Raw genomic sequence first — 12,476 nt, 5'->3', positions numbered from 1 at the left:
GAGCTGTACTCTCCGCGATCGTTCCCTCGCCTCACGAATCCCACGCAAGGACGTGCACATGACCCGAGCCCGTCGCGCCATCTCGGTCCGAGTGTTTGCCGTGCTGCTTGCCACCGCACTCACCTTGCAGCTGGTGGCCCCGGCTGCCGCCAGCGAACACGATGAAGAACCATCGGACCGCCAAGCGCTCGAGGAGCTGTTTGCGGCTACCGGTGGGGACAGCTGGAGCCGCAGCGACCTCTGGGGTTCCGATGCGCCGCTGGGCCAGTGGCACGGCGTCACCACCGACGACGAGGGGCGGGTGGTGCGACTCGACCTGGCCTCCAATGGTCTGTCGGGCGAGCTTCCGGAAGCGATCGGGCAGCTCACTCGCCTGCAGCGTCTCGATCTGGGTGACAACGGCATCCATGGCGAGATTCCTCGGGCCATCGGCGAACTCATCAATCTTCGGGTGCTCGACCTGCAGAACAACCGGCTCTACCGCCAGATTCCCGCTGAGATCGGCGAGCTCACCAACCTGTGGCTGCTCGACGTCAAGCACAATGCCCTCTGGGGCAGGAATCCCGCCGAACTGTGGCAACTCGAGAATCTGCGCGTCCTCGACATGCGGGGCAATCGCATGTCGGGCCCGCTGCCCCCGGAGCTGGGGAACATGTCCCGGCTCTCGCGACTGGTGATCAGCGACAACCTGTTCTGGGGCGAGATTCCCGCCGAGGTCGGCCAGCTCGGCAACCTGGAGTGGCTGGATGTCAGCAACAACAGCCTCTCAGGCGCGATTCCGGTCGAGATCGGCAACCTTGCCAGCCTGACCTGGCTCGACGGGAGCAACAACACGCTGTCGGGCGAGATTCCCGCCGAGTTGGGCAAGCTGTCGCGGCTCATCGCGCTCGATCTGCATGGCAACCAGATGACGGGGCCTCTCCCCGCAGCGCTGGGCGATCTCGGCGAACTCGAGTATCTCGTCATCAGCAAGAACCGCCTGTCCGGGGAGATTCCCGCCGACATGGGCCGGCTCGCCGAACTCAGGCATCTGCGCTTGGGGCACAATCAACTCGCTGGCGCGATCCCCCCGGCGTTAGGCGATCTGGACGAACTGCTCTACCTGCGGTTGAACGACAACCAGTTGACGGGTCAGATTCCCTCCGAAGTGGGCAAGCTCACGAGTCTCAGAGAACTCCGGTTGGAGCGCAACCAGCTCGAAGGCGCCATCCCGAGCGAGCTCGGCGAGCTCGGCAAGCTCCAACTCCTGAACCTGAGCGACAACCAGCTCTCAGGTGCCATTCCTGCCACGCTTGCGGGCGCAGGGCACCTCGTCGAACTCCGTCTCGACCGCAACCTGCTGTCAGGACGCATTCCGAGCGCGCTAGGTGCTCTCACGCGGCTGCAGCACCTCGACCTCAGCGACAACGTTCTCTACGGGCAGATTCCCTATGCGCTGTGGAACCTGACCGAGCTGCGCGAGCTGCGGCTGAATGACAACGAGCTGTCCGGCCCGCTGAAGACGGCAGTGGTCTATCTCACCAAGCTCGCCGAGCTCGACCTGAGCAACAACCGCCTCTCCGGCGAGATCCCCGTCACCATCACCCGCCTCGCGAGGCTGCGCGGCTTGCACATGGCCAACAACCGGTTGAGCGGGTCCATTCCCTCACAGCTCGGCAACCTCAGCCAGCTCGAGAGCCTCGATCTCAGCCGAAACTCGCTGACAGGGGCGTTGCCGGCAGGCCTGGCTCGGCTGACGACGCTCCAGCAACTCGTCGTACACGACAACCAGTTGTCCGGCGAGATCCCAGCGGTACTGGCGAACCTGGATCAGCTGATCAACCTCGACCTGTCCAGGAATGCCCTGACTGGCCACATCCCGCCCGAACTCGGCGGCATGGCCAATCTCCAGCGCATCTCGCTCAGCTTCAACGACCTCGACGGTCCCATCCCCGCCGAATTCGGCAACTTGACGAACCTGCGCATCCTCTTCCTGCGATACAACCGGCTGAGCGGCGAGATTCCGGCTGAGCTCGGCAATCTCAGCCTGCTGTTGCGGCTCAACCTGTGGCACAACGAGCTGACCGGCCCCATCCCGGTCGAACTCGGCAACCTGGTCAACCTCACCCGGCTCGACCTCGACGACAACCAGCTGAGCGGCGAGATCCCAGCAGAGCTCGGCAATCTCGTCGAGCTGACCGAGGTGTGGCTGCGGGGCAACGAGTTGACCGGTGGGATTCCCGCTGAAGTTGGCAACCTCACCAAGCTGCGACGGCTCTACCTCGACGGCAATCAGCTCAGCGGTGCCATCCCGGCCGAATTCGGCGCGCTCAGCAGCCTCAGGCGGCTCTGGCTCCAAGGCAACCAGCTCACCGGTCCCATCCCGGCAGGTCTCGCGGCTCTCCCGGGTCTTGAACAGATCATGCTCGGCGGCACCAACAAGCTGAGCGGCTGCATCCCCGCCGAATGGCGCGAGTTCGACTTCCTGGCCGACGATCTCGACAGCGTCGGGCTCTCCTTCTGCCTTTCCGACGCAATCTCGACGACGCACGAGATCGTGGACGAGCTGCGTCGCAATGCCGATGCCTTTTCCTACGAGATCGGCACCCGCGGCGGCGCGCTCACGCTGGCCACGATCTCTGAGCCGCTGACGTTCAACTTGGCGCTGTCCAATGACGCCGGCTCGTCGAACGTCTTGGGCTACCTCTTCGAGGGCCTCACCGAGACGTCGTGGCTGGACGATGAGGTCGAGCCGCTGCTGGCCGAGTCGTGGGAACGGTCTGACGACGGGCTGCGCTGGGTGTTCCGCCTGCGTGACGATGTGACGTGGCACGACGGCACGCCCTTCACAGCGCACGACGTGGACTTCACCTTCAACCGGGTCATCTACAACGACGACTTCAACGCGTCGAGCCGTGCCACCTTCGAGTTCCGTTATCTCAACGATGACGGAGAGTGGGAGACATCGAAGATGACGGTGGCAGCGCTCGACGATCACACCGTCGAGTTCGTGCTGCCCCAGCCGTTCGCACCGTTCCTGCGTTCGATGGGCACGTCCATCTACCCCAAGCACATCTTTGAAGGGCCCATCACCGCAGGCACCTTCACCGAGTTCTGGAGCATCGACACCGACCCATCCGAGATCGTCGGGACCGGGCCATTCACCATCGGCGAGTACACGCCCGGCGAACGGATCGTCTTCGAGCGCAATCCGCACTACTGGCAGACCGACGCCAAAGGCCAGCAGCTTCCGTACCTCGACCAGGTGGTGCACATAGTGGTGCCGGATCTGGCGTCTGAACTGGCGCTGTTCCGCGACGGCACAGCCGATTTCCACGGTGTGCTGGGCGAGGAGTACGCACTGCTGAAGCCGTTGCAGGAAGACGAGAACTTCACCCTGCACCGCCGGGGTCCCGGCTTCGGCACGACGTTCCTGACGTTCAACCAGAATCCAGGCTCGAACGACGCCGGTGAGCCGTTCGTGGACTCGACCAAGCTGCACTGGTTCAGCAATGTGAACTTCCGGCAGGCGGTCGCCCACACGCTCGACAAGACGGCCATGATCGACGGCGTCCAGCACGGGCGGGGCTACGCGCAGTGGTCGTCGGTGAGCCCGGCCGCCGGCGACTTCCACAACCCCGATGTGCGTCGCTACCCGTACGACATCGACAGGGCGAACGATCTCCTTGACGATCTGGGGTGGATCGACACCGACGGCGACGGCATCCGCGAGGACGACCTGGGCAATCCGATCTCGTTCACGCTGGTGACCAACGACGGCAACGCCGTGCGCCAGGCAGTCACCGAGATCATCCGTGACGGCATGGCTGCGGCGGGTCTCGACGTCACCTTCGAGGTGATCGGCTTCGGAGACTTGGTGTCGCAGCTCACCACCACCTACGACTGGGAGGCCATGGTCATCGGCTTCACCGGCGGCCCTGATCCCTACAGCGGCATCGGTCTGTGGCACAGCTCCCAGTCGTTGCATCTGTGGCATCCGTTCCAGGACGAACCTGCGACCGACTGGGAAGCCGAGATTGACCGGCTCTACATCGAGGCCAGCCAAGAACTCGATCACGACAAGCGAGTCCAGCTCTATCGCGAGGCGCAGGCCATCGCCGCGACCCACGTGCCGTTGATCTACACCACGCTCAGCGAGCGACTGGGCGCCGTGCGCAACGTGTTCCGCAACGCCACGCCGACGCTGTACGGCTACTGGGACATCCGCTACCTGTACCGCACTGATCTGTAGCCGACTCTGCGGGCGGCGCCGTGGGTGACGCTCGTCTCACGCACTCTCAGATCAGCAGGTTCGCTCGCAGCATCTCCAAGGACGCAGCGTCGAGACCGTGCGCGAGCAGGTATCCCTCGGCACCCGTCGCCGTGCGGCCGTTGGACTGGCGCCCGTAGCGGTCATCGAGCTCTGCCAGCACCGTTGCCATCACCCCGCGCGGCGCGCTGAGGATGGCCCGCACGTCGTCGATGTCGATGCCGATCTTGGCGAATTCCGGCGTCAGCTCGGCGATGCGCTGGTGCGAACGCAGCTCGTTCGACAAGCAGTAGTCGTCCAGCACCGCCTCACGGTCCACGCCGAGTGCTTCCAGCAGGAGCGCCGACGCGATCCCGCTGCGGTCCTTGCCGGCCGTGCAGTGGAACAGCATCGGCAGATGATCGACATCGGCGGCAATGGCCACGAGCTGAGCGAACCGCTCGCCGTAGGTGCTGATCATCTGCAGGTACAGCCCAGCCATGTCGTCTTCGCTGACCGACCGCAGCCGCCCCTCGAAGATCTGTTCCACCATGCTGATATCGCCGTCCACGGTGTCGCCCACCGGCAGCGAGATGTGCGAGGCCACGCCGGGCCACAGGCGGGAGCGATCCCGCTCGATCTCGGGCCCGGCACGAAAGTCGATCACCGTGCGGATGCCCCGGCTGCCCAATTCCTCGAGATCGTCGAGGGTCAGCGTGCTCAGCCGATCGGAACGGAACAGCGCTCCCATCCGCACATGGCGGCCTCGCTCGGCGGGGTAGCCGCCGAGGTCACGGCAGTTCCTCGCGCCCTCCAAGGTGACTACCGCATCTTGACGAGCATCCCGACGCACGGGCTCGCAGGGTAATCACTTCCCTACTACCGTCGCCGCTCATGCGCGCAGTGGTGATACCCGAATACGGCGGCGTCGACGTCCTGCGGGTGCAGGACGTGCCAGACCCGGTGCCAGGACCTGATGAAGTGCTCGTCGACGTGGCCTGTTCGGCGATGAACCGCGCCGACCTGCTCCAGCGGATGGGCCTGTACCCAGCACCCGGCCCCAAGCCCGAGTTCGAGATCCCGGGACTCGAGTTCGCGGGCACCATCGCCGCGCTGGGCGAGCGTGTCACCGGCTGGTCGGTGGGCGACGAGGTCATGGGCATCGTGTCGGGCGGGGCGAAGGCCGAGCAGGTCGTGACCCACGAGCGCATGCTGCAGCGCATCCCCTCAGGCGTTGATCTGCGCGACGCCGCAGCCATCCCGGAGGTGTTCATGACTGCCCACGATGCGCTGGTGACCCAGGGCGGGCTGGCCTCGGGCGGCACGGCGCTGGTGCACGCCGGTGCATCGGGCGTCGGCACCGCCGCCATCCAGATCGCCAATGCCATCGGCGCCCGCATCGCGGTCACCTGCTCGACATCCAAGGTTGCAGCCTGCACCGATCTCGGCGCCGACCTCGTCATCGACTACACGCAGGCTGACTTCGCCGACGAGATCGCGGCATGGACGGGCCGCCAGGGCGTCGACGTGGTGCTGGACGTGATCGGCGGCGACTACCTCGCCCGCAACATCGCCTCGGTACGCGTCCAGGGACGCATCATCCAAGTCGGCGTCATGGGCGAGCCGAAAGCAACCTTCGCGCTCGGCGCCCTGCTGCCCAAGCGGGCGTCGCTCATCGGCACCGTGCTGCGTTCACGGCCCATCGAGCAGAAGATCGACGCCAACCAGCGATTCTGTGCCGAGCTGCTCCCGCGCTTCGACGACGGATCGCTGCGACCGATCATCGATTCGCGCTTCGCCCTCGACGACATCGCCGAGGCGCACAACTACATGGCCACCAACGCGAACGTCGGCAAGATCCTGCTGGACGTGAGCTAGCAACCTGAGCCGGCGCCGCTCTCAATGCATGCGGCGGCGCAGAGGCGGCTAGCGGTGCTCGATCGGCACGTAGTCGCGCTGGTCAGGTCCCGTGTACTTCTGGCGTGGGCGGTAGATCTTCTGCTCGGGGTCGCCGAGCATCTCCACCCAGTGCGCGAGCCAGCCCGGCGTCCGCCCGATGGCGAACAGCACGGTGAACATGTCGAGCGGGAAGCCCATCGCCTCGTAGATCAGGCCTGAGTAGAAGTCCACATTGGGGTACAGGCGCCGGTCCTTGAAGTAGGAGTCGCTCAGCGCCACCTCTTCGAGCTTCATGGCGATGTCGAGCAACGGGTTGAGGCCGGTCACCTTGAACACCGCATCGGCGGTCTCCTTGATGATCTTGGCCCGCGGGTCGTAGTTCTTGTACACCCGGTGCCCGAAGCCCTGCAGCAGCACATCGCCGGACTTGGCCCGTTCCACGTACGCAGCCACATTGTCGAAGCTGCCGATCTCGTGCAGCATCCGGATGACCTGCTCGTTGGCGCCCCCGTGCAGCGGCCCGTACAGCCCGCAGGTGGCCGCCGCCACCGCCGAGTACGGATCGGCCCGGCTGGACCCGACCGTGCGCATCGTGGTGGTCGAGCAGTTCTGCTCGTGGTCGGCGTGCAGGATGAACAGCACGTCCAGCGCCCGTGTCAGCGTCGGATCGGGCTCGTAGTCGGGATCGGCCACGTTCCACATCATCCGCAGGAAATTGCCGGTGTAGGTGAGGTGGTTGACCGGGTACTCGTACGGCAGGCCCATCCGATTGCGGTAGGTGAACGCCGCCATCGTGGGCATCTTGGCCATCAGCCGGATGATCTGGACCAGCCGCGTGTAGGGATCGTCGATGTCCTTGGCTTCGGGGTAGAAGGTGGACAGCGCGGCGATGGTGGAGACCAGCGTGCCCATCGGGTGGGCGTCGTAGCGGAAGCCCTTGATGAAGCGCGTGATGTCCTCGTGCACGTAGGTGTGGAACGTGATGTGGTGGATCCACTCGGCCGCCTCGGCCTCGGTGGGCAGCTCACCATGGATGAGCAGGTAGGCGACCTCGAGGAAGCTGGACTGCTCGGCGAGTTGTTCGATGGGGTAACCGCGGTAGCGCAGGATCCCCTCGTCGCCGTCGATCTCGGTGATCTTTGAATCGCAGTTGGCTGTGGAGAGGTAGGCAGGGTCGTAGAACCACAGGCCTCGGTCCAGCTCGCGCAGTGCGGCCGCGGAGATCGTGCCGTCGACCACGGGAACGGTCACCGACTCTCCTGTGCGGTTGTCGGTGATCGTGAAGCTGTCCTGCGCCATCAGTCCCCCTTGTTCGCGCCGCCGAATGTACCCAATATGTCGCTCGGCCGCGAATTGGGCCCGCTATTGGCGGGCGTTTCAGTCAGAGGGGAGTGTTGTCGTGCCGGCGCTGGCGCAAACGCTCGCGCTTGGTCGAGAGCATGTCGAGCGTGTCGATGAGCTTGCGCCTGGTGTCGGCAGGGTCGATCACACTGTCCACATAGCCGCGTTCGGCGGCGACGTAGGGATTCAGGTACGTGTCCTCGTAGTCGGTGACGTAATCGGCGATCTCGTCCTCATCGGCGCCGCGGCGCAGGATCTGGGCCGCCTGGGATGCACCCATCACCGCCAGTTCGGCGCTGGGCCACGCCAGGTACACGTCGTTGCCCATCGTCTTGGAGTCCATGACGATGTAGGCGCCGCCATAGGACTTGCGCAGCACCACGGCCACCCGCGGCACCGTGGCGCGGGCATAGGCAAAGGCCAGCTGGGCGCCGTGGCGGATCATCCCGCGCCATTCGAGATCCTTGCCGGGGTAGAAGCCGGGCGTGTCCACCAGCGTGACCAGCGGCAGGCCGAAGGCATCGCAGAAATTGACGAAACGAGCGCCCTTCTGGCTGGCGGCGATGTCGAGTGTGCCGGCGATGCTCATCGGCTGGTTCGCCAGCACGCCCACTGAGTAGCCGCCCAGCGTGGCGAAGCCCGTGACGAGGTTCGGTGCCCACCCCGCCCGAAGCTCGGTGAGGCAGCCCTCGTCGACAAGCTCCGCGATGATGTCGCGCACGTCGTAGGCACCCGTCGGCACCGACGGCAGCATCTCGCCCGCAGCAGGGGTCAGGCGCTCACGCGGATCGTCGGTTTCGATGCGTGGCGGCAGTTCGTCGCAGTGCGGCGGCAGATAGCTCAGGATCTCGGTGAGCATGTCGAGCACACCCTCGGTGGATGTCACCGCAGACGCAGTTCCCGAGGCGCTGGCATGAATCGGGGCGCCGCCAAGTTCGTCTGGCCCGATGGCCACACCGGTCATCTCGCGCACCGGCACGGGGCCGCTTACGAAGGCGTACGCGTCGTCGGACATCACGACGACATCAGACAACCCGATCAGCAGGGCGATGCCCGAGATGGCTTGTCCTGTCACGCCGGCCAGGACCGGGACCACTCCCGAGCACCGCACGAGTACCCGCGCAGCTTCTCCCCAGCCGTGCAGCGCGGCGACGCCATAGTGCGCGTCGGCGCCGCTGGACGACAGCATGAGCACCACCGGCAGGCGCTTGGCGAGCGCCGTCTGCAGGCCGGCGACGATGGTCTCGCTGTCGGCGGGCGCAAGCGCGCCGCGCCGGTGGGGGCTGTCGGCGGAGATGAGCATGGCCGTCCGCTCGCCGAGCGTGGCGATGCCGGCCGTGACATGTCCACTTGCACCGGCGCGCAGCTGCAGGTCCACTGGCGCGAGGTTATGTGGCCGTGACACCGGGGATACGGCGGGACACGCTGCGTATCACCGAGCGAAGCATGTCGCGGGCCGCCGCCGCCGGCGCCGAGAGCATCCCGCGGCGACGGATGGCCAGTGCCACCTGTCGAGGCGGCAGATCGGCAACCGTCAGCACGCTCCAGTCGCCCCGGTCGGTCCAGACCGGTATGGAGGTGATGGGCACGATGGCCGGCCCGTAACCCTGGAATGCCAGGGTGGCAGTGAGCCGGATGCCGTCGAGCTGTGCCATCGTCCGCAACGACACGCCGCGCCGCGCCGCAGCCGAGTCGATGAGCATGCGCATCACCGAGCCAGGCGGCCCGAGCAGCAGCTCGTGCTGCTCGAGTTCGGCGAAGCTCACTTCTCGATCACCGAGCGCCGCAAGCGCGTGCCCGGTCGGGGCGATGACCACGAACTCTTCAGCGAACAGCGGCGTAGCCACCAGTTCCTCGTGGTCGAGTGGGGCGTTCACCACAGCCAGATCGAGTTCGCCGCCCTCGAGCAGGCGGGTGAGCGCCAAGGTCGTGGCATCGACCACCGTGGCATCGACATCCGGGTGGTGCCGGCGCAGCTCGTCGAGGAAGGGCGGCAGCAGCCAGCGTCCGGGAGTGCCGATGATGCCCAGATGCACGTCGCCGGTGACATGCGACGTCATCGACGCCACATCAGCCCGCATGGCTGCGATCTCGCCGTTGATGCGCTTGGTGCGAGCGAGCACGACCTCGCCCTCGGGGGTCAACGATCCCGCGGCGCGATCCACGAGCACAGCACCCAGCTCGTCCTCCAGTTTTGCGACGTGGCTGGATACGTTCGACTGCACGGTGTGCAGCGCTCGTGCCGCTGCCGAGAACCGGCCGTGTGCAGCTACCGCAGCCAGCGCATCGAGGTATTTCAGATCCATGCCGCCACGCTAGCGCCCGGATGCGGGCCATCTCCAAAAGAGATTGAAACTATCTGCGCTAACTGCTGGCCCGATAACAGGCGCCGGGGTAATTTGCTCCTGAGCGGTTACCCCACACCGCTTCACATATCGCACCGCCGCACGGTGTCCCCCCACCCAGGCGGGCGAGTGCCGGATCGGAGCCCCCGCTCCGACCGGCAACAGGTCGAAGCGTCCCCCACGCCCAGCGACCTCAGCGAAGAAGCCGGCCCTCCCCCCGGGCCGGCTTCCTCGCGTTGTGCTGCCCGCTCTAGCTCGCTGCGCTCGCGGGCCGCTCGGGCCCCGGGGCTCGCTCAGAGCGAGGCGCGGATGATGTTGAGTGCTGAGCCTGCCTTGAACCACTCGACCTGGTCGTCGCTGAACGTGTGGTTGGCCTGGAACGAGAACGTATCGCCCGATGGCTTGCGCACCTCGACGGTGACGGGGCGGCCCGGTGCCAGATCGGCGAGCCCCACCACCGAGATCCGGTCGTCCTCTTCGATGCGGTCATAGTCGGCGGGGTCGGCGAACGTGAGCGGCAGCATGCCCTGTTTCTTCAGGTTGGTCTCGTGGATGCGGGCAAAGCTGCGGCACAGCGCCACGAGGCCACCCCGGAAGCGCGGCTCCATGGCGGCGTGTTCGCGGCTCGAGCCCTCGCCCATGTTCTGGTCGCCGACCACCACCCAGTTCACGCCAGCGGAGTGGTACGCCTTCGCGATCTCCGGGTACGGCTGCGTCTCGCCGGTCAACTGGTTCTTGCCGTGCCCTACGTCGTAACCGTCGAAGGCATTCACTGCGCCGAGGTACAGGTTCCCCGAGATGTTCTCAAGGTGACCCCGGTAGCGAAGCCACGGGCCAGCCATGGAGATGTGGTCGGTGGTGAACTTGCCCTTGGCCTTGACCAGCACCGGGAGATCTGCGTAATCGCTGCCGTCCCACGCCGCGAACGGCTCGAGCACCTGCAAGCGGTCTGACGTCGGTGAGACCCGCACCTCGACACCGCCGCGGTCAGCCGGCGGGGCCACGAAACCGCTCTCGCCGGGATCGAAACCGGCCGGCGGCAGCTCGACGCCCACAGGCGTCGGCAGCGTGACCGGTTCCCCGGCATCGGTGTGCAGCACGCCATCCACGGGATCGAAGTCGAGCGTTCCCGCCAGCGACAGTGCCATGACGGTCTCGGGCGAAGTGACGAAGGCCAGCGTGGCGGCATCGCCGTCGTTTCGCTTGGGGAAATTGCGGTTGTAGGACGTGACGATCACGTTCGCCTGGCCGGGCACGTAGTTCTCGTCGCCGGACCGGTCCCACTGGCCGATGCAGGGTCCGCAGGCGTTGGCGAGCACGGTCGCGCCCAGGGCTTCGAAGTCGGCGAGCAGCCCGTCACGCTCGATGGTGGCTCGCACCTGTTCCGAACCGGGTGTCACGAGCAGCTGAGTCCGTGCCCGCAGCCCCTTGGCGGCGGCGTCCCGAGCGATCGAGGCGGCCCGGGTGATGTCCTCGTAGCTGGAGTTCGTGCAGCTGCCGATCAGCGCTGCGCTGATCTGAAGCGGCCAGCCCTCGGTCTGGGCCTCCGCGCCCAGAGCGGACACCTCGCGGGCGAGGTCGGGCGTGTGGGGACCGTTGATGTGGGGCCGCAGCTGCGACAGGTCGATCTCGATGACCTGGTCGTAGTGGGCGGCAGGGTCGGCCATCGCTTCGTCGTCCGGGCGCAGATGCTCGGCGACTGCGTCGGCAGCTGCGGCGACGTCTGCTCGGCCCGTCGCGGTCAGGTAGCGGGCCATGGCGGCGTCGTAGCCGAACAGCGACGTGGTGGCACCGATCTCGGCACCCATGTTGCAGATCGTTCCCTTGCCGGTGGCGCTCAGCGACTCGGCGCCGGGCCCGAAGTACTCCACGATTGCCCCGGTGCCGCCCGAAACGGTCAGGATCTCGGCGACCTTCAGGATCACGTCCTTGGGCGCGCTCCAGCCCGACAGCTCGCCGGTCAGGTGCACGCCGATGACCTTTGGCCATCGCACGTTCCAGGCGAAGCCGGTCATGACGTCGACGGCGTCGGCACCGCCGACACCGACTGCCACCATGCCCAGCCCGCCGGCATTGGGCGTGTGGCTGTCGGTGCCGATCATCATGCCGCCGGGAAAGGCGTACTGCTCGAGCACGACCTGGTGGATGATGCCGCTGCCCGGTTTCCAGAAGCCTGCGCCGTAGCGGGCGCACACGCTCTCGAGAAAGTCGTAGACCTCCTCGTTGTTCTCCGACGCGGCGAGCAGATCGCGCTTGCCGTCTTCGCGAGCTTGGATGAGATGGTCGCAATGGGTCGTGGTGGGCACCGCCACCTGGTCCAGCCCGGCGGTCATGAACTGCAGCCAGGCCATCTGTGCAGTGGCGTCCTGCATGGCGACACGGTCGGGAGCCAGGTCGACGTAGGAGACACCCCGTTCGAGCTCCTGTTCACGGTGGGACAGGTGCGCGATCAGGATCTTCTCCGACAGCGTGAGCGCTCGGCCCAACCGCTCACGCCCGAATGCCACGGCGTCGGCGAGTCCGGCGTACACCCCTTCGATCAGCTCGATCGGAGTACTCGCATAAACAGCCATGAACGTCTCCCGGTTGCTGGCGACGCCGTCGGCAGGTGGTCGCCACTGCAGCGGCAGCTCGGCTCCGAACGGCGGGGTTCTCAATCTAGA

7 protein-coding genes are annotated in these 12,476 nt (G+C 66.3%); 2 read left to right on the top strand and 5 right to left on the bottom strand.

Annotation, left to right across the window (positions count from 1 at the left end; all coding sequences use genetic code 11):
* Nucleotides 1-58: 58 nt before the first annotated feature.
* Nucleotides 59-4,231 carry an ABC transporter substrate-binding protein gene (locus ACOGI5_RS15850; protein ID WP_419865369.1) on the top strand — a complete coding sequence of 1,391 codons (4,173 nt, stop codon included), beginning with the start codon at nt 59-61 and terminating at the stop codon, nt 4,229-4,231.
* A 46-nt stretch (nt 4,232-4,277) separates the two neighbouring features.
* Here ACOGI5_RS15850 and ACOGI5_RS15845 read toward each other — a convergent pair whose 3' ends face one another.
* Nucleotides 4,278-5,081, bottom strand: coding sequence for a tyrosine-protein phosphatase (locus ACOGI5_RS15845; protein WP_419865368.1), 804 nt, complete (start codon nt 5,079-5,081; stop codon nt 4,278-4,280).
* A 41-nt stretch (nt 5,082-5,122) separates the two neighbouring features.
* On the opposite strand from ACOGI5_RS15845, the gene ACOGI5_RS15840 reads away from it, so the two are divergent.
* On the top strand, nt 5,123-6,106 hold the full coding sequence (locus ACOGI5_RS15840) for an NAD(P)H-quinone oxidoreductase (protein ID WP_419865367.1): 984 nt from the start codon (nt 5,123-5,125) through the stop codon (nt 6,104-6,106).
* Nucleotides 6,107-6,154: 48 nt separating this feature from the next.
* On the opposite strand, the gene ACOGI5_RS15835 is transcribed toward ACOGI5_RS15840, so the two are convergent.
* The 4 genes from ACOGI5_RS15835 to ACOGI5_RS15820 all read right to left on the bottom strand — a co-directional run bounded on the left by ACOGI5_RS15835 (nt 6,155) and on the right by ACOGI5_RS15820 (nt 12,386).
* Entirely contained in the window at nt 6,155-7,426 is a 1,272-nt protein-coding gene (locus tag ACOGI5_RS15835; protein WP_419865366.1) for a citrate synthase, read from the bottom strand.
* An 82-nt stretch (nt 7,427-7,508) separates the two neighbouring features.
* A complete protein-coding gene (locus ACOGI5_RS15830) occupies nt 7,509-8,846 on the bottom strand; it encodes an acyl-CoA carboxylase subunit beta (RefSeq protein WP_419865365.1) in 1,338 nt (445 codons plus the stop codon).
* Nucleotides 8,847-8,856: 10 nt separating this feature from the next.
* Nucleotides 8,857-9,774 carry a LysR family transcriptional regulator gene (locus ACOGI5_RS15825; protein ID WP_419865364.1) on the bottom strand — a complete coding sequence of 306 codons (918 nt, stop codon included), beginning with the start codon at nt 9,772-9,774 and terminating at the stop codon, nt 8,857-8,859.
* A 332-nt stretch (nt 9,775-10,106) separates the two neighbouring features.
* The gene (locus ACOGI5_RS15820) at nt 10,107-12,386 is read right to left on the bottom strand and encodes an aconitate hydratase (protein ID WP_419865363.1); all 2,280 of its coding nucleotides are present in this window, start codon (nt 12,384-12,386) and stop codon (nt 10,107-10,109) included.
* Nucleotides 12,387-12,476: the final 90 nt, after the last annotated feature.

Source organism: Candidatus Poriferisodalis sp. (assembly GCF_965208925.1).
GTDB lineage: Bacteria > Actinomycetota > Acidimicrobiia > Acidimicrobiales > Poriferisodalaceae > Poriferisodalis.
Note: the sequence above shows the minus strand (reverse complement) of the source record. Positions and strands in the feature narration are given on the sequence as shown.